Below are 23,237 nucleotides of genomic sequence, written 5' to 3'. Positions count from 1 at the left end.
AAACTGGGAAGAGGAAGGTGCAATAATGAACGGTTCAACGATATTTATCGCAGGAGTGTACGGGATCGGCAAGAGTACGATGTGTTCGACTTTGTCAGCACGGCTCCATATACCAGCATTCTCGGCTGGCGATTTAATCAGCGCGGTAAATGGTGAACAGTACGGCGTTAACAAAGCTGTTACTGACAAGGACAACAACCAGATCCTGTTAGCAAAACGTGTAAGGGAGCTCAACCGTGAGAATGAGCGGATTATCCTCGCCGGACATTTTTGCATTTTCGATGCTGATAATCGCGTCGAAGTTTTGCCAGAATCGGTCTACTCTGCACTGAATATCACACGAATCATTTTGTTAGAGTCTGATGTCCAGACTATTATCGTAAATTTGCACCGCCGTGATGGAAAGAATTATTCAGAAAAAAGCGTTTCTGCGTTGATTGAAAAAGAACGGGAGCAAAGCGAGCGTATTTCCAGACATCTAAAATGTCCTCTTGATATTTACAGAATGACATTTACGGATAGAGACCCAAACCATGTCGCTTCGCTGCTTTGCTAAGGAGGGTAAGCCATGAGAGTCCTGCTGGATACCAACATTATTATCTACCGTGAAAATAAGAAAATGACCAATTACAGCATTGGCCATTTATTTCGCTGGCTTGATAAACTGAAGTATGACAAGCTCATACATCCGTTGACAAAAAAAGAGATTGCTGAGTATCAGTATTCAGATCCAGCAGAAGCAATGACGCTCAAGCTCGATGCGTATCAGGAGCTAAAGACGCAGGCACCGATGGCAGAGCAGGTGGCAGCTATCGCTGCGACAACAGACAAAAATGAAAACGATAGGGTTGACACTGCCTTACTCAACGAAGTTTATCAGGGACGCGTTGACATTCTTATTACGGAAGATAAACGGCTTCGGCGAAAAGCAGAATTACTAGGTCTTGGACACAAAGTCCTCTCTATAAATGCCTTTCTTACAATCGCCACAAGCGAAAATCCCGACCTTATCGAATATAAGGCTCTCGCGGTGCAGAAGGTTACAATTGGGACGCTTGATGTGCACAATGAGTTTTTTGATAGCTTGAGGAACGCATATGTCGGCTTTGATGCCTGGTTCAGCAGGAAATGTGATGAAGATGCATACATCTGCCGGGACGACACGGGCCAACTGCTTGGATTTCTATACTTGAAGACGGAAAACGCGGAGGAAAACTATTCTGATATCTCGCCGCGCTTTCAAACGAAGAAGCGGTTGAAGGTCGGAACATTCAAAGTTGTCGCAACTGGCTTTCGACTGGGAGAGCGGTTTATAAAGATAATTCTAGACAACGCAATTGAACGGAATGTCGACGAAGTATATGTGACGCTGTTTGAAGATCGTACGGAACTTGAGACACTCGCAATGTTGCTTTCTCGCTGGGGATTTGAAAATTATGGTACGAAAATAAGCACAGGCGAAACGGTTTTGACCAAGCAGATGAGGCAGTACCTTCCCGAGCTTTCTCCGCGACAAAACTTCCCGAATCTTATTTATGGAGCGCAGAAGTTCATACTGCCGATTCTTCCGCAATACCACACATCCCTGCTGCCGGATTCGATTTTGCGGAATGAGAACGAGAGCGATTTCTTAGCAAAGACTCCTTATCGCTATGCCTTGCAAAAGGTATACATATCGTTTGCGCCGGAAAGAAATATTCACCCCGGGGACATCGTTATATTTTACAGAAACGGAGTGCAGGGCAACGCCGGGCACACGGCGGTATTGACCTCCGTTGCTATCGTTGAAGAAGCTATAAGCGGCTTTGTATCAAAGGAAGAATACATGGGTCATGTTCAGAATCGGAGCGTGTTTACGAATGATGAATTAGAACGATTCTGGCGGCAGCATCGAGGCAATCAAATTGTTTTGAAATTCGTTTTCGTGAAGAGTTTTGCAAAGCGCCCTATTTTGAAGTTTTTATGGGATAACGATATAATTGCGTTCCCGGGCGGTCCGAGACCGTTCACACGAATATCAGACGAACAATTTAATATGATACTAAGCGAGGCTCAAACTGATTTGAGTCGTTACTGGAGGTAAATTCTTGGAGTCAATATTACTATCAATAAATCCGGAATATGTCGAGAGGATCTTTGCCGGTTCAAAAAAATACGAATTCCGAAAGCGGTTAGCCAACAAGACAGTCGACAAAATTCTGATGTACTCGACGGCACCGATAATGAAAGTCGTCGGAGAGGTACAAATTATAGAAACAATATCAGCTTCACCTACTGCACTGTGGGAGCGTACTAAGAAATTTGCGGGTATATCCCGTGATAAGTACCGGGAGTATTTCAAAGATTGCAAAGTTGCTTACGCCTACCAACTGGGACAAGTAATACGGTATGATCCGCCGAAAGAGCTACGAGACTTCAATATTAGCTTACCACCGCAATCGTTTATATATCTATCAGTAGAACAAACGGATAATGAAGAGCCCAACAAGATTGGTTGAAGTATGTGTTAGTAATGCACTTCAAACCGATGCTTTCGATTGATACTTGCGCTTGCGATTACTACACAAGTGCTTTCGATTACCGAGAATAGTTTCATTAGTATTAAAATTATCAACCTTTGCCATGTCGAATGTTCATAAGGACAGTGAACATTCGGGAGATAGGAGTAATCGAAAGATTGCTCCTATCTTTCTTTTTATCCGTTTTTCAATTTGCGCAACTTGGTATACCTTATCCTGTGTCCCAAAATCGGTTAGAAGATTCTATGGAAAAATCCACTCGTAAAGTACATTAACCTCTTATTTAGCCGTCCGGATTCACCACGAAGAAGGCAGCAAGTATAACACTTGCTGCCTTCTTTTGTTTGCATTTTTCGGACAAGCACGGAACAATCCGTTAGTTGTCACAATCATTTCCCGCGCAGGGCGCGAGGTGCAAGGTAAACATCCCGTTATCCAGTTCCAGAATTCCCTCTTTTTTCAGGCGATTAAGTTCCGTCGAAAGCCCGCTGCGGTCGATAAACAGATAGTCGGCCAATTCCTGCTGTGTAAACGGAATGGCAAAGGGGCGTCCGTCTACCAGCTTCGCCTGCTCAAACAGGTAGGACAGCAGCTTCCGTCGGGTCGTTCTGCCGGATAGATGCACCATCTTTTGATTGAGCGTTACATATTTTTCAGCCAGCATGTGCACCAAATTTTCACTCAGCAGCTGATGCTGTCTGCAGGCATGGGGACAGGTGTGCAGAATCAAATCCACATCAATCAGCAACACCACACAATCGGTCTGCGCCACAACGTGAACAGGCAGATACTGATCCTTGGTGCAGCAGAAGGCATCGCAAAATAGCTGCCCGGGGTTAATTGAGCTGATGATACTTCTCCCGCCGAGCACATCCTCATACAGCGTATTGATGCGGCCGGCGAGGACGATGCCGAGCTTTGTCACCTGCTCGCCGGCCGCAAAAATCGTAGTGCCTTTGGTATAGGTGCTCTTTTTGGCCTGCAGGCATTGCAATAGCGGAAGCAGCGACGTTTCCTCCACGCCGGTAAACAAGGGATTGTCCTGATATAAATCTATGTGCTGTTCCATACCCATCCTCCTTGTTGAATTTTCAACATCATGATGGTTCTATTGTAATACAACCTGCGCATCCGGTCAAGTCCAACCGATATACGCAAAACCGGCAGCGGGAGCAATTGGGTGTCATAAAAAAAGTCATGGCCGCACCACTTAGGTGCAGCCATGACTTTTCTTTTTGGAAAACTAAGGTTGCGCTCATTTTTTCTCGTTCACCGCAATCCAGATTTCACAGGTGTAATTCGGGTTCTGCGTATCCGCTGAGGGGTAAACCTCTAACTCTACACCGTTGCCGTACTCATAATTACTCTGCGGAAAAAACTCCGTACAAATCTGCTGATACGTCTTCTGAAACGCGTCCGGCATTTTGCCTCTGCATGTAAAGACCGCGTAGGTATGCGCCGGAATCTCGATAAGCTCCAGACCCTTGTCCGTGACAGCCGTTCCATTATACTGCGCGCCGATTCCATAGGGAAAGGCTGAGTTGTCCATCTCGCCGGAGAAACAGATTCCAAGGATACCGCCGAACGCCTCAAAGCTGCCATACCTGCACAGAACATCCATCGTGCCATCCGCGCTGCACGCATTCCAAAATGCGGAGATATCGGCCGTAGCGGTTTCGCCTTGGGGCTTTGCAACCTGCTTCTTCTTGCAGATGACCTGAAACGCGTCTTTTGTCTCAATCCTGTAATCCATCGTGTTGCCTCCTGTTAAAATTAATTTGACTGACAGTCTGGAGAAGGATTTTACACTTCCGCCGTGCCTTGCATCGGTGGGACTGATCCCGTGAAACCTTGCAAACGCCCTTGAAAAGCTTTCCGGCGTGTCATACCCATATTTCATGGCAATGTCGATAACCTTATCGTTTTTTTGCTGCAGCTCATAGGCCGCAAGCGTCAGCCGACGCATACGAATATAATCGCCGAGCGAAAAACCGCAAAGCATTCCAAACATCCTTTGGAAATGAAACGAGGAAGAGCAGGCTTGCTTCGCCACTTCCTCGTAATCAATTTCTTCGGTCAGATGTGCTTCCGTGTAATCCAGCGCACGCTGTATTCCGGTAATCCAATCCATGAACCATTCTCCTTCTGTATGTCATTGATTATCGCAGGTTTTGGCGGAGAAAGCCTGACTTCCTGTGCGGTGTGATGTCAGATTTCAAAACACCACGGACAATACAGACCGTTCTTACACTGCCTTCACAGCACGCAGCTCAATATACCCCCGCTCTCCTCTGGGTTCCAGCTGAATCCGTGGATTGGTATCGTCCCACACATAGCCGATCACAGCAGGATCATAACGGTTCATCGCCGCCTGCACTGCCTCGATGGCCTTGCAGTAATCCTCCTCGGCAAAGGGCTCTCCCTGAAACATCAGGTACTTTGCAGCCGGCAGGTTGATGCTGTCAAAGCCTTCCGGTATCACGCCGTTGTAATCCGGCTCTACCTCAACACCCTGCACATATTCCGAGGTGCCCGGCGTACGGTACGCCATCGGCAGCCACAGACAAACCGGTTCACCGCAAAGCGACTTCATGCTGGTCAGGATTCCCCATACCTCACACCCGACCTCTTGGCAATAGTCAAAATATCCCGCTGCTGCCGTGCCGCGCTTAATAAGGACTCGCCGTGCCGGCTTATCGATAAGCTGAACAAATACATTTGCAACTGTTTCCATCTCATTTGGCTCCTTCCACAATTCACGAAATTTCACACCGTAGGCGGTGAACAGTGGCAAAGGCCCCGGGCATCGCGCATATTCACCGGGATTGCAGCCGAATTCGCGCAAGAATGCACGCTGATAGCCATCAACACTTTCAAATCCCGCATTATACGCTGCGTGAATGATTTTGCAGGGCTCATCCCGCAGCTGCAGCGCGGAGTGAGACAATCTAACCCGCCGAATATAGTCCGCAGGGGAAAGTCCGGTGAGCTCCTTGAAAATTCGCGCAGCGTAAAACGGCGAAAATAGCGCAGCATCGGCAAGCTCGGCCAGTGTGATTTGCTCGGTAAAATGTGCCGCAATATAGTCCTGCATTCTTTGCACGGCTCGGGTTTTCTCTGTCATCTGTTTCACCTCCTGACTCCTTGATTATCGCAGAGTGGAAAGAAAATTTCTCGACCATTCTTGCTGTGTTCAGTTTCAGACGGGTCTGCTGCTCCATTCACATCGGAGCTGTTGAAATCCAGTGTATCACAGATTGTACCGCATAACAAAAGAAACCTACACCGGAGGATTTTGACGAGTTTGGAGAGTCTCTTCAAGAAATCAATTGGCGGAAGGCGCGAAAGAAAGGAACATCGTCTTCTATGCTCGCAACTCTTCTGCTAGGCAGATTGACAGAACATCAAAAATCAACTAAATACGTGCGATGAGTATGCGCGGCACAACGGATAATCGTAGTATATTGGCCGGATCATTTCCCCCCTAGACCATCGCGCGGAGTTTTGCGCATGATTGCGGACGGGGAAAAGGAGCTGCTTCAAGCGGTATATTGGCGGCTCCATCTACCGGGGGGGCAGAAGTGCCGGACGGTCTGTCCCGCATTGTCGGCAATGACCTGTTCTGTAAGGTATAGGATTATGATGGAGAAAAAGAAAAAAGCCCCTGCGCGCGCAAAGGCTTTGAAGGTTACATGTTGAGTGCCAAGCTATTCTGCGGCCACTGTCAGGCAGCCATGACCGGCAAAACTTCTTTAGAAGAAAAGGTCGGAAACTGTTCACCAAAGAAAACGAGAGAGACAAAATCGCTTTAAAGCCCTTGAAACTGGCCAAAACATCGATGTGCTTACGAAGCGTATCTCTCGGATGCAAAATGGCTGTCCTGTGTAACACAGGACAGCCATTCTGATGTGACCATCGACGATTTGAGTTCGTTTTGGGTCAATTTGGTGGACCTGAAGGGATTCGAACCCTCGACCTCTCGGATGCGAACCGAACGCGCTCCCAGCTGCGCTACAGGCCCAAAAGATACTTTTCTCCGGTCAGCGGAGATATCTCCGCTTTCCCTTGACAATTTATAATTATACAGGTAGAATATTTGTATGTCAAGCCCTTTTTATGAAGGAGCTGGCAAAAATCGAGCGTATCAGCCAGATGCGCCAAAGGAGAGTAAAAATGAAAAACAGCGAAAAGACCATGGAAAAAATCGTCGCCCTTTGCAAGGGCCGTGGCTTCGTTTATTCCGGTTCGGAAATCTACGGCGGCCTTGCAAATACGTGGGATTACGGCCCGCTTGGTGTTGAGTTTAAGAACAACGTCAAGGCGGCATGGCGTAAGAAGTTCGTGCAGGAAAGCCAGTGGAACGTTGGCCTCGATTCTGCAATTCTGATGAATCCGACCACTTGGGTTGCTTCCGGCCATGTCGGCGGTTTTTCCGATCCGCTGATGGATTGCAAGGAATGCAAAACCCGTCACCGTGCCGATCAGCTGATTGAAGATACCACCGGCGAGAATCCAGCCGGCTGGTCCAACCAGAAGATGAAGGACTATATCGATGAGCATCAGATCGCCTGCCCCAACTGCGGCGGTCACAACTTCACCGATATTCGTCAGTTCAACCTGATGTTTAAAACCTTCCAGGGTGTTACCGAGAACGCAAAGAACGAGCTTTTCCTGCGCCCCGAGACGGCACAGGGCATTTTCGTCAACTTCCAGAACATCCAGCGCACCACTCGCCGCAAGATTCCCTTCGGCGTAGGTCAGGTGGGCAAGTCTTTCCGCAATGAAATTACACCCGGCAACTTTACCTTCCGTACCCGTGAGTTTGAGCAGATGGAGCTTGAATTCTTCTGCAAACCCGGCACCGATCTGGAGTGGTTTAAGTATTGGAAGGATGCCTGCCACAACTTCCTGCTTGCACTCGGCATGAAGGACGAAAATCTGCGTCTGCGTGACCACGATCCGGAGGAGCTCAGCCACTACTCCAATGCCACCACTGACATTGAGTTTATGTTCCCGTTTGGCTGGGGCGAGCTGTGGGGCATTGCCGACCGCACCGATTTCGACCTGAAGCAGCACCAGAACACCTCGGGTGTTTCGATGGAGTACTTCGATCAGGAAGCAAACGAAAAGTATATTCCGTACGTCATCGAGCCTTCACTCGGCGCAGACCGTGTGGCGCTTGCATTCCTGTGCGAGGCGTATGATGAGGAAGTGGTCGGTCAGGACAAGAACGGCAAGGACGATGTCCGCACCGTGCTGCGTCTGCATCCGGCACTTGCACCCTTCAAGGCCGCCGTACTGCCGCTTTCCAAGAAGCTGACTGAGCAGGCGATGCCGATTTGGCAGCAGCTCGCCAAGCAGTTCTCGGTGGACTTTGACGACGCCGGCTCAATCGGCAAGCGTTACCGCCGTGAGGATGAAATCGGCACGCCGATTTGTGTCACCGTGGACTTTGAGACCGAGCAGGACGGCTGCGTGACCGTGCGTGACCGCGATACGATGGAGCAGGAGCGCATCAAGATTGAGGATGTTGCGGCTTATATCGCAAAGAAAATCGAATTCTAATCCTGGTGGAGAGGGCGGTATTGCCTTCCTCATCCGAAAACGGACGCAACTGCGTCCGTTTTCTTTTTGTATGCGGACATAGGTGTGAGAAAAGGTAAAATTTGTGCAAAATCCGTGTTGTATTTTGATGCGCAATCCCCTATACTGTTTTCTGACTGAAAAGGGGGAGAAGGATGGATCGAAACGTAATTGCGAGCGCAGTGCTGTGCGGAGGCATGTTCTGGCTGCTCGACCTGACGCTGCGTATCATGACGGCAAGCTGGGAGTACTACCCGATATACATGCCTGTGCCGCATCTTTTTTCGCTGTGCTGGGGTGCGCTGTGCATGGTGCTGCTGTCATTTGTGCCGCATCACGCGGGGCAGGTGATGTATGGCCTGTGCTATGCGCTGTGGGGCGTTTATGCGGTTGTGCAGTATGGATATCATCGCATTTTCGATTCCTTTTTGTATCTATCCGACTTTCGCTTGGCGGGGGAGGGGGCAAATTACCTCGGCTTTGTGCGTCAGATTGTTGATTGGCAGTTCGTGTTGTTCGTGGTTTTGACGGTGCTTTTCGGTGTCATCGGCTGCAGCGTACTGCCTGATTTATCGGCTTTTCCAAAATGGAAGACCGGAGCGGTTTCCATCATCGCACTGGCAGTACTGCCCATGCTGTACGGCGCTGCGCCGGACGCAGCGGACTGGGATTCGTGGCAGTCGAGCGCGTATGAATACAGCCGATTTTCCTCATCAAGCTTTGATTTGGCGCTGACGGGCTTATATCAATATGTCGCCCGAGATGCGCAGCTTGCCTTTCGTGACGGGACAAATCAGCAGGTGCAGGCCGAGGCGGTCGATGCATTTTTTGACCAGAAGCCGCCGCATGAGAAAAACGAAATGACCGGTCTGCTGAAGGGCAAAAACGTCATTATGGTACAGCTCGAGAGCATAGACGACTGGGTTGTAAGCGATGAAACAACACCTACTCTCGCGCGTCTGATGCGGGAAGGCATAAGCTTCAGTAATTTTTATACTCCGCAGTACAGCTCGGGCTATACGTTCAATACCGAATTCGCCTGCCAGGCCGGCGTTTATCCGCCGGCAAGCGGAAACGCGGCTTATTCGCTCGGTAAAAATGTGTTTTCTCACTCGCTGGCCAACCGACTGGCAGAGCAGGGGTATACAACTGCCTCGTTCCACAAGAGCGAAAAGACCTTCTATAACCGCGGCGAGATGCATCGTGCGTTTGGCTATTCAGCCTATCATTCGGCGCTCGATTATGCCGAAGATGAGCTGCAGGCGGGCGTGGATCGCTTTCTGGTGGAATGTGATGAACTGTATGAGAAAATGACCGTGCGGCAGCCGTTTTGCGATTTTCTCATAACGTACAGCGGACATCTGGGGTATGATGAGCGGGACGAACTGACCTCTTACGCACTGGAGCAGTATCCGCAATATGCAGACCCCGACCGGGCATATGAGGTCAATGGCCTGCTTGCAAAGGCACGGCTGACGGATGATTTGTTTACCGCTCTGCTCACGCGATTGGAGCAGGACGGGCTGCTCGATCATACCGTGCTTGTGGTTTACGACGATCATTATGCCTATGGCCTGACCGATTCCGACCTGCTGCAGCGCTGTTCCGAGCAAGCGGGCAGCAGCATCTTGGAGAAAACACCTGCCTTTGTCTGGTACAAGGGGTGTACGCCGCTCGCAGTTGAGAAAACCATGCAGACGGTTGATTTGCTGCCGACGCTGCTCAACCTGTTTGGTTATGATGTGCCGCGCGAATTGCCCGGATATGATGCGTTTGATCTGAATTACGCAGGATGTGCAGTCTTTGCCGACCGCACATGGCTGACCGACCAGGCCTATGTCAAGAACGGCACGGTGCAGTGGAATAACGGCCTGACAGATGAGCAAATTGGCGAAATGAATCAATACGCCGCGCGGTTTGTCTCGGCCAATCTTGCCATACTGGACGCGGATTACTACCGTGACACTACCGCTTAAATGCCGCCTTTGGCGGCTTTTTTCTTTTTGGGGGTTGACAGGAAGAAGATTCCTCGCTATAATCATATCATTCCTATAATAATTATATGAAATGGAGGCGCGGGTGATGGGATTCTATTTTGATAAGCTGCTGCGCGCCAATTTCCGCTTCGGTCGAATGTGACGCTGCTTTTTGTACAACAATCCACCTATTGAACGACAAAAAGGAGCATTCTATTATGGCTACGATTAAGAACACGGAAAACTGGGCGTTTGAAACCAAGCAGCTGCACATTGGACAGGAAAGTCCCGACCCGGCGAGCGATGCGCGCGCTGTGCCGATTTACCAGACGACCTCTTATGTATTTCGCGACTGCGCACACGCGGCAGCGCGTTTTGGACTGACCGATCCGGGTAATATTTACGGCCGCCTGACCAATTCGACGCAGGACGTGCTCGAAAAGCGCATCGCGGCACTTGAGGGCGGCGTAGCAGCGCTGGCAGTTGCGTCGGGCGCGGCAGCACTGGCATACACCTTCCAGAATCTTGCCTTTGCGGGCGAGCATATCGTCGCAGCGAACACGATTTATGGCGGCACTTACAACCTGCTCGCGCACACGCTGCCCGAATACGGCGTAGCGACGACCTTTGTCGACCCCGATGCGCCGAACAGCTTTGCAGACGCGGTGCGCCCGAATACCAAGTGCATTTTTATTGAGACCATCGGTAACCCGAACGCCAATCTGATTGATATTGAGGCGGTCGCCAAGGTTGCGCATGACAACGGCATCCCGCTGGTCGTCGACTCGACCTTTGCAACGCCCTTCCTGCTGCGCCCGATTGAGTACGGTGCGGACATTGTTGTCCATTCGGCGACCAAGTTCATCGGCGGCCACGGCACTTCACTTGGCGGTGTAATCGTCGACAGCGGCAAGTTTGACTGGAAGGCATCGGGCAAGTTCCCGAGCCTGACCGAGCCGAATCCCAGCTACCACGGCGCGGTGTTCAGCGAGGTTGCAGGTCCGGCAGCCTTTGTTACCAAAATCCGTGCAGTGCTGCTGCGCGACACCGGCGCGGTGATTTCGCCGTTCAACGCATTCCTGCTGCTGCAGGGACTGGAGACACTGTCCCTGCGCGTCGAGCGTCATGTGGAAAATGCGCTGAAGGTCGTAGACTTTCTGAAGAATCATCCGCAGGTTGCGCGCGTCAATCATCCCTCGCTGCCGGAAAGCCCGTACAAACCGCTGTACGACCGCTACTTCCCGAACGGCGCGGCTTCGATATTCACGTTTGACATCAAGGGCGGCGCGGCAGAGGCGCAGGCGTTCATCGACCGTCTGGAGCTGTTCTCGCTGCTGGCCAATGTGGCGGACGCAAAGAGCCTTGTCATTCATCCGGCAACAACCACGCACTCGCAGCTTTCTGAAGCGGAGCTTAAAGAGCAGGGCATCGGACAAAATACGATTCGCTTGTCAATCGGAACCGAGAATATCCGTGATATTCTGGCCGATCTTGCGCAGGCGTTCTAAAGCTTGACATAAAAAATCCCGCCGGATTCGGCGGGATTTTTTTCACGTTACGATGCGTGCCGCTCGGCGTGGTTTTCACGGAACAGCATCGAGATACACCAGATGGCAGCAAGGCCGACGAGACCGTACACGATACGGCTGGGCACGCTCAGTTGTCCGCCAAGCAGTGCGGCGACTACGTCGTAGCCGAACAGGGAAATGCTGCCCCAGTTGAGGCCACCGATGATGACGAGAATCAGTGCGATTTTATCAGTAATCATATGCGATTCCTCCTTTTGCCGATAGTATGACCGAAAATAGGAGGGAAATACATTAAAAGAAAGAAAAGTGCCGCGGCGGACGCTTTCCTATCGGTTTACAGCTGTGAAAATACTTCGCCGATCGGTGCGTGAATGACCAAATCAGCGCGTTTGTCCGCAGATGTGGACGATTTGTTGACAAGTACCAGCTTGTTGCCGCGGTAGTAGTCAATGAGTCCCGCGGCGGGGTAGACCGCAAGCGAGGTGCCGCCGATAATCAGAATATCGGCATTTGCAATGTACGAAACGCTTTGGTTTATCACGTCGCTGTCAAGGCTTTCCTCATACAGCACCACATCGGGTTTAATCGTGCCGCCGCAGGTGCACTTCGGCACGCCTTTTCCCGCTGCGATTTCGCGCACATCATGGGGCCGCTTGCAGCGCATGCAGCGGTTGCGCAGCACCGAGCCGTGCAGCTCAAGCACCTCGCGCGACCCTGCCTTCTGGTGCAGGCCGTCGATGTTCTGGGTGACGATGGCGCGGCATTTGCCCTGCGCTTCCCACTCGGCCAGCTTTTTGTGAGCGGCGTTTGGCTCGGCGTCGAGCGCAAGCATTTTGGCGCGGTAGAAGCGGTAGAATTCCTCGGTCTGCGTCATAAAAAACGTGTGGCTCAGGATGGTTTCGGGTGGCCACTTCCACTGCTGGTTATAAAGTCCGTCCACCGAGCGAAAATCCGGAATGCCGCTCTCAGTCGACACGCCTGCACCGCCAAAAAAGACGATGTTGTCGCTTTTATCAATCCAGTCTCTCAGTTTTGCGATTTGTGCGTCCATGCAGGACTGCCTCCTTTTACTCGGTGAACGAGACGACGCCTTCCTTGCGCGGCTTTGCCGGGGTTTCCTTTGCGATGTAGCCGATGGCCGCCGAGCAGATGACGATGTGATCCTCGGGGACACCGTACTCCGTCAGCAGGTCACGCACGGCGGGTACGTCGCAGGTGACGCGCAGTTGATTAATCCAGCAGGAGCCAAGACCCAGCTCGGTTGCCATCAGCATGAGATTTTCCATCGCGGCCGCACCGTCGACAAAGGCGTGGTTTTCGTCGCGCTTGTAGGAGATGATAATGTTGACGGGCGCACCGTAAAAGTTGTATTCAGGGCCGCGATTGTCGGCCTCTGCGACCGCACGGGCAAGCTTCAGGGACTTTTCAGCGCTGTAAACCACAGTGAAGTGCCACAGAAATTTGCCCATGCCGGAGGGCGCCCATTCGGCGGCTTCGGTCAGTTTCAGAATCTGCTCCCTTGGCGGCAGCTCGGAGCGGAACGCACGCGTGGAGCGGCGGGATTTAATGATTTGCATCAGTTCGGACATGATAAAATCCTCCTTTGGTTCTCGATTATAAATATAGTATAGCCGTACGGTGCGGGCTTTTCAAGGCAAGGTGTACAAAAAACGGTTTTTGGTGTAAAATTTCTGTGAAAACACACGTTTCTGTGTTATACTAGTACAGATTTGAAAACGACAAACGGAGGATTGCACAGCTATGATTACTGTATCCGAACTGAGCCTTAATTTCAGCGGTGAGCCGCTGTTCAAGGATGTAAACCTGAAATTCACGGAGGGCAACTGCTACGGCGTGATCGGCGCAAACGGCGCGGGCAAGTCGACCTTCCTGCGCATTCTGTCGGGCGATTTGGATTCGTCGACCGGCACGGTATCGATTGCTGCCAAGACGCGCATGAGCGTGCTCAAGCAGGATCACTTCGCATTTAACGAGGAAACGGTGCTGAACACCGTGCTCGGCGGCAATGAGCGCCTGCTCGAGGTTATGCACGAGAAGGATGCCCTGTACATGAAGGACCCATTCACCGAGGAAGACGGCAACAAGGCTGCCGAGCTGGAAGCCGAATTTGCCGAGATGGACGGCTGGGACGCCGAGACCGAGGCGAGCCGTCTGCTCAACGGTCTGGGACTGGACGCGGACGCCATTTTGTACACCGAGATGAAGAACCTCGGCGACGGAGATAAGGTCAAGGTGCTGCTCGCCCGCGCGCTGTTCGGCAAGCCGGACATCCTGCTGATGGACGAACCGACCAACCATCTGGACGTGAACGCCGTGCATTGGCTTGAGGATTTCCTCGCCGATTTTACCGGCACAGTCGTCGTTGTATCGCATGACCGTCACTTCCTCAATAACGTCTGTACCCATATTGTCGATATCGACTACGGCAAGGTGCGCCTGTATGTCGGTAACTATGAGTTCTGGTATGAGTCCTCGCAGCTGATGCAGCGCATGATTAAGGATCAGAACAAGAAAAACGAGGATAAGATTAAGGAGTTGCAGAATTTTATTCAGCGCTTCTCGGCCAACAAGTCCAAGGCGCGTCAGGCGACCAGCCGCCGCAAGCTGATTGACAAGCTGTCGGTGGAAGAGCTACCGGCATCCTCGCGCCGCTATCCGTGGGTTGGTTTTACAACCGACCGCGAGGCAGGCAAGGACATCCTTGAGGTGCGCGGCATTTCCAAGACGATTGACGGCGAAAAGGTGCTCGACAACGTGTCCTTCATCGTCCGCCGCGATGATAAAATCGCCTTTATTTCGGATAACGAACTGGCCATGACCACGCTGTTCCAGATTCTCATGGGTGAGATGGACGCGGACGAAGGCTCGTTTAAGTGGGGGGTTACCACCTCGCAGAGCTATTTCCCCAAGGACAATAATGAGTACTTTGACGGCCATGAAGAGTCGATGATTGACTGGATTGCGCCGTATTCCCGTACTGATACGCTGGAATCCACGCTGCGCAGCTTCCTCGGCCGTATGCTCTTCTCGGGCGATGATGTGTATAAGCCGGTTCGCGTGCTGTCGGGCGGCGAGAAGGTGCGCCTGATGCTGGCTCGCATGATGCAGTTCGGCTCGAATGTGCTCGTGATTGACCAGCCCACCAACCACCTTGACCTGGAATCCATTACCGCAGTCAACAACGGCGTACGCGACTTCAAGGGCACGGTGCTTTTCGCGTCGCATGACCATGAGTTCGTCAACACCATCGCGACCCGTGTGATTGAGCTGCGTAAGCAGGGTGTGCTCGATAAGGAATGCACCTACGACGAGTTCCTCGAATTCCGCGAAGCCTACAAGGGCTGATGAAACGCGGCTTCCGGGGACTTGCCGTGCTGCTTGTGCTTGTCGCGCTCGTGTTTGCGTCGGCATCGCTTGTCGGCTGGGGCTGTCCGCTGCAGCGGCTGACCGGAATCGGCTGTCCGGGCTGCGGCCTGTCGCGCGCGGCAGCCGCGCTGCTGCATGGGGATTTTGCGGGCGCATTTCGCCTGAATCCCATGATTTATGTGCTGCCGCCCGTGTTTTTGTATGTGCTGTTCGGAAAAAAACCGCTGCTTGGCTCAAAAACACGGGAGCGCGTGCTGCTCTGGGGCGTGATTGCGCTGTGGATCGGCATCTGGGTAATCCGACTTATTACACATGATGTTGTAATATTTGCGTAACATATCACACAAGATGTAACAGAGACGTAAATTGACTTCGCCTTAGAAGCGAGGTACACTTATCTTGTAAAGAAATACAGAAGGGTGGGTGTATCGCCGTTGAAAAAGCTTTGTCGTTTGACCTCTACGCTGCTGGCCGTGCTGATGTGCGGGATGATTGCAGCGGGTGCGGCGTCGTCCTCCGTTGAACGTGTGCAGGAGGCCGGTTTCATGTCCGGCTACAGCGATGGACAATTTCATGCAGAGGATGTAGTGACGCGCGCCCAAATGGCGCAGATTATCTATACCATGAAGAACAACACCACGGACGCGAGCGCCTACGCAAAGCTGACCTCGTCTTTTACCGATATCAGCGGACATTGGGCGGTCGGCGCGATTAAGTACTGTGCGGCCTCCGGCGTCATCCGCGGCAAGACGGCAACCGCCTTCGCACCGGACGACAGCGTGACAGGGCTGGAAGCGGCAAAAATGCTGCTGGTCGGCTATTTGGGCAAGGACCCGACTAAGGAAGGGTTAAACGGCGCCCGATGGTCGCAGAACACCAAGACGCTCGGCAATCAGGCGGAACTGTTCGCGCAGATTGACGGAGCGCTCGATGAGCCGATTTCGCGCGGCAGCGTGGCGCAGATGATCTGCAACGCGCTTGATGCGAAGTGAGTCTTTTGCAAATCCCGGATTGTCAAAGCGCGCGGCTGCTGCCGCGCGCTTTTTGGATGTTCCGCACTTGCTAGAGATGCATTTTTTGTGGTATAATAATTGCCAAGCATCTATTATGCCGGGTGTTTTATCATCCGCTGAAATGACCCTTCAACACTGAGAGGAGAACTTAACATGACCCTGACTTGTCCGCACTGTCAACAGGAGAGCGAGCATGAGGCGCTTTCCCATATCAATATTGATCGAAATCCCGAGCTGCGGAGCAAGGTGCAGGATCTGTCCTGTTTTCGCGTCAAGTGTCCCAACTGCGGAGAGACGGTGCTTGCTGTTTATCCCTGCCTGTATCACGATATGGTGGGGCAGTTCATGGTCTGGCTTTGGCCGGAGGAGGAGCAGAGCGCGCCACATGCAGATTTTGATCCGCTCGCGGGTTACACGCTGCGCATCGTAGACAGCCTCAATGCATTTCGTGAGAAAATCAATATTCTGGATCTTGGCCTGGATGACCGCGCGGTAGAGATGATGAAGCTGCTGCTTTTCATGCGGCTCAAGCACGATCTGGACGTGGTCGAGGTCTTATTCCACGAACTCGACAACCGCACGGGCGATTTCCGTTTTGTCGCCGTGCTGTCCGATGGAGTGGAGCAGTATGCCGCAATGCCGGGTTCGATTTATCAGCAGCTGCGTACCGATATTGAGGAGCGTCTTTTCACCTCGGGCAAGGATTTTGCGCGCATCGACCTGCAATGGGCCGGAGAAGCGCTCGAAATGCTTCGCGAAGCGGAGTAAAAAAGACCTTCCCGAAGCGGGAAGGCCTTGCCTGTTTTGTTACAGGGGCAGGAAGGTTTGAATCAGCATGCCGCCGATGATGGCGAGTGCGAGCGTTGCCGTGATAATGGGCAGTGCGCGCTTGCGGCCGTCCTTGTCGCCTAGCAGCACGATATAGCCGAAGCCCGCGCCGGTCGACAGACCCGCGACCAAGGCGCCGAAGCTAATCGCGCCGGAGGAAAACAGCTCGGCCAGCAGCACGCTCATTGCGCAGCTTGGCACCAGTCCCAGCAGCGCACACAGCACCGGCTGGAGCAGGCTGTCCGCCAGCAGCAGAGTTGAGAGGCGATCTTCGCCAATCCATGCAATCACGAGATTGAGCGCGAACAGGATGACAAAGAGAAACAGCGCGGTTTTCAGTGTGCGCCAGATTACAATCGCGACCGGCGAACCTTCGCCACAGCCGCAGCTTTCCATCTCGATTTCAAGCGGCTCATCCGCTTTTACAATGGCCTGGCGGAACACGGTCACCTGCAAGAGATAACCGCCCACGACTGCGAGCACGAATTTGACAACGAGCAGCCAGACGACTTGGGAGACGCTTGCCCCGCCTGCGAGCAGCACGGGGACGGCCTCATCCGAGGTCGCGAGGAATACCGCGACCAGTGTCGCCGGCGCGAGATAGCCGGCAGAGAACAGCGCCGCCGCGGCGGCAGAAAAGCCGCACTGCGGCACCGTTCCTGCAAGCGCGCCGACCACCGGGCCAAACTGCGCCGCACGCGACAGCAGAGCGGGCGTACTGGTCAGCCGGTTTTCCACGTAGTACAAGAGCGCGTACACAATCAGCAGGAGCGGCAGCGTCTTGATGATATCCATAAAGGAATCAGAAAGAATTTCTAACAATAAAGTCACCTCACACAATTGGTTATAAAACGGTAAGTAATAGTATATCACAAAGGCGCGGATGGGTTCAAGCGGGATTTTGACATGTCCGCCGCAAATAAATCGGTAAGGAAACGATAAAACAATATGAATTTTAATGAATTAGGCATCGAAAAAAACATTTTACGCGCACTTTCAGAGGCGGGTTACAGCGAACCCACCCCGATTCAGGATAAAGCCATTCCGGCCGTCCTTGCGGGGCATGACCTGCTCGGCTGTGCACAGACGGGCACGGGCAAGACCTGTGCATTTTCGGTGCCGATTATCCAGCACTTAAACAACAAACCGAGCGAAAAGAATGCCATCCGTGCACTCATTCTGACCCCGACGCGTGAGCTGGCGCTGCAGATTTACGAAAATGTCTGCCAGTATGCACGTTACACCAGCCGCATGGCGGCGGTTATTTTCGGCGGCGTGTCGCAGGTGCCGCAGGTAGAAGCGATTGAGCGTGGCGCTGATATCCTGATTGCCACCCCCGGACGTCTGTGGGATTTGATGGGACAGGGACATGTACGGCTTGATAAGGTCGAGTTTTTTGTGCTCGATGAAGCCGACCGCATGCTCGACATGGGATTTTTCCCCGATGTCAAGCGTATCATCAAGTTCCTGCCGCAGCAGCGGCAGACGCTGCTGTTTTCGGCAACCATTCCGAACGAGATTGCCTCTCTGGCGAATAGTCTGTTGGAAAACCCTGTCCGCATTGCCATCACGCCGTCGGCGAAGCCGGTCGATTTGATTGAGCAGCAGCTCTATCTGGTGGAAAAAGCGGAGAAGCGGGAACTTCTGGCCGAGCTGATTCGTCAATATAACGTTGCGCAGACCTTGGTGTTCACGCGCACCAAGCACGGCGCTGACCGTGTCGCACGCGATTTGAACCGTGCGGACATCAAGGCGAAGGCCATTCATGGCGATAAGTCGCAGAATCAGCGTCAGACCGCATTGAATGATTTCAAAAACTGCAAAATCGCAGTGCTCGTCGCAACCGATATCGCAGCGCGCGGTATCGATATCAGCGAGCTGCCGCTTGTCATCAACTTTGAGATTCCGAATATTCCGGAGACTTATGTGCACCGTATCGGCCGAACCGGTCGCGCGGGACAGGAGGGCACGGCGATTTCGTTCTGCGACCGCAGCGAGCGGCCGTATCTGGCGGATATTGAAAAGCTGATTGGCCGCAAGATTCCGCTGGTGCGTGAAGTGCCGCATGTCCCCAAGGAGAACGAGACAGCGGGACAGGAGAGCGCACAGCGCCGCACGACCAATACCCGCACTCGCCGCAAGGCCGTGAGCGAGAACGCAACGGCGGAGCAGGTCGCGGCCGAGGTCGAGCGCGAGAAGCAGCAGAAGCAGAAGGCACGGCAGCAGAAGCCGGCCGCAGCCAAGGCGCAGACGAGACAGTGCGCACAGCAGCAGGCACAGGGCGATCAGCAGGCCAAGGCCGCTGCGCCGCGCCGCACCAGCCGCTCGGGCGGACGAGGCCGGCGAAACGATCCGTATTCGCGCTTTGAAAAGAACGAGCCGCGTTATGATGCACACACGCCTGCGCGTGCAGAGGCACTGTCAAACGAAGCGGCAGAGCGCATTCGCAAAAAAGTAGAAGCGTCGATTTCTGCGCGGACCGGTGCAAACGCACAGCCTGCGCATCGTCAGGACGCACAGACTGCCAAAACTGGGGGAGAGAGAAAAAATTCCAACACCCCGCGCCGCCGTTACCGCGGACGCCAAAAAGGCAGCAACTAAAAACGAACTTGTGGAGGAAAGCCGATGAACGGTGCACGACATCGCGTTGCCCTGGGGATGACCTGCTTTTTTCTTATCTGTATGACCATTATTTATCCCTTTTTGCTTTATACGCCGAACGCATTTGTATCCCGCTGGCGAGAGTGGTATATTGAAACGGCAATGGGCACGATGACACATCAGTGGCTCGCCACCTGGTTTATTCCGGGTGATATTATTGAAGAAGTGATGGTCAAACGCTATCTGATGAACCAGAAGCAGGCCGATTTGGTGAGCAATTGGGGAACTGAGACGGACAATGTGTCTGAGCAGACGGAAGCGTCCACGCCGCGAGGCAAGTTTTTTCAAACCTTTTCCGAGTTGGACCGTGAGAGCTTTGACGCTTTCGCGGCGGCCAATCCGGAGTACATAGCGGATGGATATGATCGGATTAACATTGATCTGATTGAAAATGCGACCAAAAAGAAGTATAACACCGGTTTGATCACCACACAGGGAGATCAAGTGCTGGCTATCAATGCGGAGCACGGTATTATGATCGTGCAGCTCACCGGCGAGGATGAACTGGGTATGGAGTATGCCGGCAAGCTTGCCATCTGCAAGAAGCCGGAGCGCGTCATGGTCGGTACGTGCAGCAATCTGTTTTCCTATGGTGCGTATGTGTCCGATATCGTCAGGGATTATGACGCAATGCTTGGCATCAATGCCTCCGGCTTTGCTGACTATGAGGGCAACGGCACGGGCGGTCTGCCATATGGCTTCCTCAAGAGCAATGGCGAAAAGCTGCAGTCTGCTGTGGGCAACGGGTGGAAAATCATCGGCTTTGATGAGGAAAACCGCTTGCAGATCGGTGCGTTTGAGGATACCTCAAACCTGCGAGACGGCGTGGAATTTCATCCGGCGCTGATTCTCAACGGGGAAAACGTTGTGCGGGACTCCGGACTTAACGAAGAGCAGCCGCGCACTGCTATCGGTCAGGCTAAGGATAAAACCGTGCTGATGATGGTGGTAGACGGTCGGCAGTCGCACTCTTTCGGCATTTCGATTGAGTCCTGCGCTGAGGTGATGGAAAAGTATGGCGCCTATCAGGCCTCGATGCTCGACGGCGGTTCGTCGTCCGTGATGGTCTATAACGGCCGCGAAATTACAAGCCCGACCACGCTGTCCAAAAACCCGGAGGGCCGCACGCTGCCTGACGCATTTTTGGTGAAATAAGTAAAAAAGAACGCGGACGATTGATTTCGTCCGCGTTCTTTTCTGTTAAGGTAGCTTTACCTTGTGGGGATAATCTCAAGCCAATAGCCGTCCGGATCGGCAATGAAATAAATGCCCATGGACGCGTTTTCAAAGCAAATGCAGTCCATCTTCTGGTGCAGCGTATGCGCCGCGGCGTAATCATCGACGCGGAAGGCCAGATGAAATTCGTTGTCACCGAGATTGTATGCACGATCCCAATCGCGCAGCCAGGTCAGCTCGAGCTGATGCGGCGTGACGCCGTCGCCCAGATAGACGAGAATAAAGCTGCCGTCCGTGGCTTCGTGGCGGCGCACCTCGGTCAGGCCGAGCGCCTCCTTGTAAAACGCGAGCGAACGGTCAAGATCGCGAACATTTAGGTTGTTATGAGCAAATGTAAATTGCATCGTGTTTTCCTCCTCGTTTTGGCTTGTCTTTAACGTACCACAATTCAGGGGAAAATACAATGGACATTACTGATGGACAATATCGAGGGGAGATGCTATAATTAGCGTGTACATTTGCGTCCGGAAGGAGGACGAAACCTTTTGAAGAAACGATTACTCAAGGGTCTGGAGATCAACCAGAACCTGTTTTTCGCACTGTTTTTAATCTTTGCACTGGTGGGTCTTTATTTCTCACTGCCCTACGGCCTCGTTGGCATCGTCATCTGCGTGATGATTCGGTTGGCCATCGTCCAACAGAGAATTGAGAGAAAAAACTGCCTGCAGGAATTGGCGGACAGCATCTCGATTGATGCCGGCGGATCGGTTGAGCCGTCTATTGTCCGTTCGCCGCTGCCGACGGTGCTGGCACTGGCGACGACGGGTGAGATTGTTTGGTCGAACGACATGTTTGACGAGCTCGCCGGTCAGTTTGACAGCGCACTGAATATGCGTCTGAGCACGCTTGCGCCAAGCTTTGAAACCCGCTGGCTGATTGAGGGCAAAAACCAGATGCCGGGTGAACTGCGCATGGGGCGGAATTCCTATCACGTATATGGCAACATGATTTCGAGCGGTGCGGGACAGATGATTCTGCTGTATTTCATCGACTGCACCGAGTATGTGCAGCTGCGGGATGCGGCTGAGACACGCCGGCCTGCCATTGCGATGATTGCGATTGACAACTATGAGGAACTGATGAAGAATGCGACCGACTCGGAAAAGTCGGCCATTATTGCAGGCATCGATAAGCGGCTGTTCTCGTGGTCGCGGGATTCCCGCGCCGTACTGCGCAAGTTTGATCGCGACAAGTATATTTTTGTTCTGGAAAACGCAGATCTTGACAAGCTTGCCGCAAAGAAATTTGCGGTGCTGCAGGAGGTACGTGAGATTCAGAACCATGAAGGCGTGCTTGCGACGCTGTCCATCGGCATCGGCCGGGATGGCGATACGCTGGCAGAGAGCTATCAGTACGCCGGACTTGCAATCGACATGGCACTTTCGCGCGGCGGCGATCAGACGGTTATCAAAAACCGCTACACCTTTGAGTTTTACGGCGGCCTGAGCGAAGAAATGGAAAAGCGCACCAAGGTCAAGTCCCGCGTGGTGGCCAACGCACTCAGCCAGCTGATTCGCGATTCGTCGCAGGTACTGGTTATGGGTCATAAGAACAGCGATATGGACGCCATCGGCGCGGCGGCCGGCATGGTCTGCGCGGCACGCTGCAAGGGCAAGCCGGTTCACATCGTGGTTGATCGACAACGCTCGGTAGCGACTGAGCTGATTGAAAAGCTTGAACGCATGCCGGAATATAAGGATGTGTTCATCAGCGCGGAGGACGCCATGATTATGTGCGACTTCAATACGCTGCTGATTGTGGTGGACGTCAACCGTCCAACCTATGTGGAGAGTGAAGCGCTCTTACAGTCAATTAACAAAATTGCGGTCATTGACCATCATCGCCGTGCGGCGGACTACATTGAAAACAGCGTTGTCAATCTGCACGAGCCTTATGCGTCTTCGGCATCCGAACTGGTCAGCGAGCTGCTGCAGTATTTGGTATCGACGACCGGCATTCTTGCGGGTGAGGCGGAAGCCATGCTCGCGGGCATTTATCTGGATACCAAGGGCTTTGCCACGCGCACCGGTGTGCGAACATTCGAGGCCGCGGCATACCTGCGCCGTGCAGGCGCGGAAGTGTCCGATGTGAAGAAGCTGTTCCAGTCCAGTTTTGTACAGTATATGGAGCGGCAAAAGCTGATTTCCTCGGCACGCGACTGCGGCCGGGGCGTCATTCTCGCCGTGACGGACGAAGCGGTCGACCGTATTGCAGCCGCACAGGCGGCGGATGAATTGCTGAGCATCATCGGCACGCGGGCGAGCGTAGTTGCGTTCCGCAGCGGGGATGATATGGCGGTGTCAGCACGGTCGAACGGTCAGGTCAATGTGCAGATTTTGATGGAGCGCATCGGCGGCGGCGGCAATCATTCTGCCGCGGGCGCGCAGCTGCGGGATACCACACCGGAGCAGGCGGAACGCCTCATTTCACTCGCAATTCAGGACTATCTTTCCGAGCATACCGGCGAGAGCGCCGAGGAAAACTGACATCATCGCGTCGGAGCAC

21 protein-coding genes and 1 tRNA gene are annotated in these 23,237 nt (G+C 52.9%); 13 read left to right on the top strand and 9 right to left on the bottom strand.

The window, feature by feature from the left end:
* The first annotated feature begins 25 nt into the window (after positions 1 to 25).
* The 3 genes from QOX26_RS03895 to QOX26_RS03885 are packed head-to-tail and all read left to right on the top strand — an operon-like array spanning position 26 to position 2,498.
* The gene (locus tag QOX26_RS03895; RefSeq protein ID WP_283673574.1) at positions 26 to 556 is read left to right on the top strand and encodes an ATP-binding protein; all 531 of its coding nucleotides are present in this window, start codon (positions 26 to 28) and stop codon (positions 554 to 556) included.
* A 12-nt stretch (positions 557 to 568) separates the two neighbouring features.
* Positions 569 to 2,083: a hypothetical protein gene (locus QOX26_RS03890; RefSeq protein ID WP_283673573.1), complete on the top strand. Its 1,515-nt coding sequence runs from the start codon at positions 569 to 571 to the stop codon at positions 2,081 to 2,083.
* A 4-nt stretch (positions 2,084 to 2,087) separates the two neighbouring features.
* Entirely contained in the window at positions 2,088 to 2,498 is a 411-nt protein-coding gene (locus QOX26_RS03885) for a hypothetical protein (protein WP_283673572.1), read from the top strand.
* A 397-nt stretch (positions 2,499 to 2,895) separates the two neighbouring features.
* On the opposite strand, the gene QOX26_RS03880 is transcribed toward QOX26_RS03885, so the two are convergent.
* The 4 genes from QOX26_RS03880 to QOX26_RS03865 form a co-directional block, all read right to left on the bottom strand.
* Positions 2,896 to 3,588: a Crp/Fnr family transcriptional regulator gene (locus QOX26_RS03880; protein ID WP_283673571.1), complete on the bottom strand. Its 693-nt coding sequence runs from the start codon at positions 3,586 to 3,588 to the stop codon at positions 2,896 to 2,898.
* Between the two features lie 186 nt (positions 3,589 to 3,774).
* Complete coding sequence (locus tag QOX26_RS03875) at positions 3,775 to 4,650, bottom strand: effector binding domain-containing protein (protein ID WP_283673570.1); 876 nt, start codon at positions 4,648 to 4,650, stop codon at positions 3,775 to 3,777.
* 114 nt (positions 4,651 to 4,764) lie between these two features.
* Positions 4,765 to 5,643 carry a helix-turn-helix domain-containing protein gene (locus QOX26_RS03870; protein WP_283673569.1) on the bottom strand — a complete coding sequence of 293 codons (879 nt, stop codon included), beginning with the start codon at positions 5,641 to 5,643 and terminating at the stop codon, positions 4,765 to 4,767.
* An 821-nt stretch (positions 5,644 to 6,464) separates the two neighbouring features.
* A tRNA-Ala gene (locus tag QOX26_RS03865) sits at positions 6,465 to 6,540 on the bottom strand.
* Positions 6,541 to 6,692: 152 nt separating this feature from the next.
* Here QOX26_RS03865 and QOX26_RS03860 point away from each other — a divergent pair.
* The 3 genes from QOX26_RS03860 to QOX26_RS03850 all read left to right on the top strand — a co-directional run bounded on the left by QOX26_RS03860 (position 6,693) and on the right by QOX26_RS03850 (position 11,586).
* Positions 6,693 to 8,084 carry a glycine--tRNA ligase gene (locus QOX26_RS03860; RefSeq protein ID WP_283673568.1) on the top strand — a complete coding sequence of 464 codons (1,392 nt, stop codon included), beginning with the start codon at positions 6,693 to 6,695 and terminating at the stop codon, positions 8,082 to 8,084.
* Between the two features lie 173 nt (positions 8,085 to 8,257).
* Positions 8,258 to 10,078 carry an LTA synthase family protein gene (locus QOX26_RS03855; protein ID WP_283673567.1) on the top strand — a complete coding sequence of 607 codons (1,821 nt, stop codon included), beginning with the start codon at positions 8,258 to 8,260 and terminating at the stop codon, positions 10,076 to 10,078.
* A gap of 218 nt (positions 10,079 to 10,296) precedes the next feature.
* A complete protein-coding gene (locus QOX26_RS03850; protein WP_283673566.1) occupies positions 10,297 to 11,586 on the top strand; it encodes an O-acetylhomoserine aminocarboxypropyltransferase/cysteine synthase family protein in 1,290 nt (429 codons plus the stop codon).
* Between the two features lie 47 nt (positions 11,587 to 11,633).
* Here the strand turns inward: QOX26_RS03850 and QOX26_RS03845 are convergent, their stop codons facing one another.
* From QOX26_RS03845 to QOX26_RS03835, 3 genes are all read right to left on the bottom strand, one after another.
* Entirely contained in the window at positions 11,634 to 11,846 is a 213-nt protein-coding gene (locus QOX26_RS03845; protein ID WP_283673565.1) for a DUF378 domain-containing protein, read from the bottom strand.
* A gap of 95 nt (positions 11,847 to 11,941) precedes the next feature.
* The gene (locus tag QOX26_RS03840; protein ID WP_283673564.1) at positions 11,942 to 12,658 is read right to left on the bottom strand and encodes an NAD-dependent protein deacylase; all 717 of its coding nucleotides are present in this window, start codon (positions 12,656 to 12,658) and stop codon (positions 11,942 to 11,944) included.
* Between the two features lie 16 nt (positions 12,659 to 12,674).
* Positions 12,675 to 13,196: a nitroreductase family protein gene (locus QOX26_RS03835; RefSeq protein WP_283673563.1), complete on the bottom strand. Its 522-nt coding sequence runs from the start codon at positions 13,194 to 13,196 to the stop codon at positions 12,675 to 12,677.
* Between the two features lie 172 nt (positions 13,197 to 13,368).
* On the opposite strand from QOX26_RS03835, the gene QOX26_RS03830 reads away from it, so the two are divergent.
* The 4 genes from QOX26_RS03830 to QOX26_RS03815 all read left to right on the top strand — a co-directional run bounded on the left by QOX26_RS03830 (position 13,369) and on the right by QOX26_RS03815 (position 16,775).
* Positions 13,369 to 14,973 (top strand): ABC-F family ATP-binding cassette domain-containing protein, encoded by a 1,605-nt coding sequence (locus QOX26_RS03830; protein WP_283673562.1) that lies wholly within the window; start codon positions 13,369 to 13,371, stop codon positions 14,971 to 14,973.
* A complete protein-coding gene (locus QOX26_RS03825; protein ID WP_283673561.1) occupies positions 14,973 to 15,329 on the top strand; it encodes a DUF2752 domain-containing protein in 357 nt (118 codons plus the stop codon). The genes QOX26_RS03830 and QOX26_RS03825 overlap by 1 nt, the downstream gene beginning before the upstream one ends.
* A 99-nt stretch (positions 15,330 to 15,428) precedes the next feature.
* Positions 15,429 to 15,986 carry an S-layer homology domain-containing protein gene (locus QOX26_RS03820; RefSeq protein ID WP_283673560.1) on the top strand — a complete coding sequence of 186 codons (558 nt, stop codon included), beginning with the start codon at positions 15,429 to 15,431 and terminating at the stop codon, positions 15,984 to 15,986.
* 174 nt (positions 15,987 to 16,160) lie between these two features.
* On the top strand, positions 16,161 to 16,775 hold the full coding sequence (locus tag QOX26_RS03815; protein ID WP_283673559.1) for a CpXC domain-containing protein: 615 nt from the start codon (positions 16,161 to 16,163) through the stop codon (positions 16,773 to 16,775).
* Positions 16,776 to 16,814: 39 nt separating this feature from the next.
* Here QOX26_RS03815 and QOX26_RS03810 read toward each other — a convergent pair whose 3' ends face one another.
* On the bottom strand, positions 16,815 to 17,666 hold the full coding sequence (locus QOX26_RS03810; protein ID WP_283673558.1) for a putative manganese transporter: 852 nt from the start codon (positions 17,664 to 17,666) through the stop codon (positions 16,815 to 16,817).
* Between the two features lie 117 nt (positions 17,667 to 17,783).
* On the opposite strand from QOX26_RS03810, the gene QOX26_RS03805 reads away from it, so the two are divergent.
* On the top strand, positions 17,784 to 19,436 hold the full coding sequence (locus QOX26_RS03805) for a DEAD/DEAH box helicase (RefSeq protein WP_283673557.1): 1,653 nt from the start codon (positions 17,784 to 17,786) through the stop codon (positions 19,434 to 19,436).
* An 81-nt stretch (positions 19,437 to 19,517) separates the two neighbouring features.
* On the top strand, positions 19,518 to 20,651 hold the full coding sequence (locus QOX26_RS03800) for a phosphodiester glycosidase family protein (RefSeq protein ID WP_283673556.1): 1,134 nt from the start codon (positions 19,518 to 19,520) through the stop codon (positions 20,649 to 20,651).
* 56 nt (positions 20,652 to 20,707) lie between these two features.
* On the opposite strand, the gene QOX26_RS03795 is transcribed toward QOX26_RS03800, so the two are convergent.
* Entirely contained in the window at positions 20,708 to 21,076 is a 369-nt protein-coding gene (locus tag QOX26_RS03795) for a VOC family protein (RefSeq protein WP_283673555.1), read from the bottom strand.
* Positions 21,077 to 21,217: 141 nt separating this feature from the next.
* Between QOX26_RS03795 and QOX26_RS03790 the strand changes: the two genes are divergently transcribed.
* The gene (locus QOX26_RS03790; RefSeq protein ID WP_283673554.1) at positions 21,218 to 23,218 is read left to right on the top strand and encodes a DHH family phosphoesterase; all 2,001 of its coding nucleotides are present in this window, start codon (positions 21,218 to 21,220) and stop codon (positions 23,216 to 23,218) included.
* Positions 23,219 to 23,237 lie beyond the last annotated feature (19 nt).

The sequence above is a fragment of the Butyricicoccus sp. Marseille-Q5471 genome (assembly GCF_951230135.1).
In the GTDB taxonomy this organism is placed as follows: domain Bacteria; phylum Bacillota; class Clostridia; order Oscillospirales; family Butyricicoccaceae; genus Agathobaculum.
The sequence above is the reverse complement of the archived record's forward strand: the minus strand, read 5'-3'. Positions and strand labels throughout refer to the sequence as shown.

Coding starts and splice junctions, on each gene's coding strand:
- QOX26_RS03895 (WP_283673574.1), top strand. CDS start 26: ATGAACGGTTCAACGATATTTATCGCAGGAGTGTACGGGATCGGCAAG.
- QOX26_RS03890 (WP_283673573.1), top strand. CDS start 569: ATGAGAGTCCTGCTGGATACCAACATTATTATCTACCGTGAAAATAAG.
- QOX26_RS03880 (WP_283673571.1), bottom strand. CDS start 3,588: ATGGAACAGCACATAGATTTATATCAGGACAATCCCTTGTTTACCGGC.
- QOX26_RS03875 (WP_283673570.1), bottom strand. CDS start 4,650: ATGGATTGGATTACCGGAATACAGCGTGCGCTGGATTACACGGAAGCA.
- QOX26_RS03870 (WP_283673569.1), bottom strand. CDS start 5,643: ATGACAGAGAAAACCCGAGCCGTGCAAAGAATGCAGGACTATATTGCG.
- QOX26_RS03860 (WP_283673568.1), top strand. CDS start 6,693: ATGAAAAACAGCGAAAAGACCATGGAAAAAATCGTCGCCCTTTGCAAG.
- QOX26_RS03855 (WP_283673567.1), top strand. CDS start 8,258: ATGGATCGAAACGTAATTGCGAGCGCAGTGCTGTGCGGAGGCATGTTC.
- QOX26_RS03850 (WP_283673566.1), top strand. CDS start 10,297: ATGGCTACGATTAAGAACACGGAAAACTGGGCGTTTGAAACCAAGCAG.
- QOX26_RS03845 (WP_283673565.1), bottom strand. CDS start 11,846: ATGATTACTGATAAAATCGCACTGATTCTCGTCATCATCGGTGGCCTC.
- QOX26_RS03840 (WP_283673564.1), bottom strand. CDS start 12,658: ATGGACGCACAAATCGCAAAACTGAGAGACTGGATTGATAAAAGCGAC.
- QOX26_RS03835 (WP_283673563.1), bottom strand. CDS start 13,196: ATGTCCGAACTGATGCAAATCATTAAATCCCGCCGCTCCACGCGTGCG.
- QOX26_RS03830 (WP_283673562.1), top strand. CDS start 13,369: ATGATTACTGTATCCGAACTGAGCCTTAATTTCAGCGGTGAGCCGCTG.
- QOX26_RS03825 (WP_283673561.1), top strand. CDS start 14,973: ATGAAACGCGGCTTCCGGGGACTTGCCGTGCTGCTTGTGCTTGTCGCG.
- QOX26_RS03815 (WP_283673559.1), top strand. CDS start 16,161: ATGACCCTGACTTGTCCGCACTGTCAACAGGAGAGCGAGCATGAGGCG.
- QOX26_RS03805 (WP_283673557.1), top strand. CDS start 17,784: ATGAATTTTAATGAATTAGGCATCGAAAAAAACATTTTACGCGCACTT.
- QOX26_RS03800 (WP_283673556.1), top strand. CDS start 19,518: ATGACCATTATTTATCCCTTTTTGCTTTATACGCCGAACGCATTTGTA.
- QOX26_RS03795 (WP_283673555.1), bottom strand. CDS start 21,076: ATGCAATTTACATTTGCTCATAACAACCTAAATGTTCGCGATCTTGAC.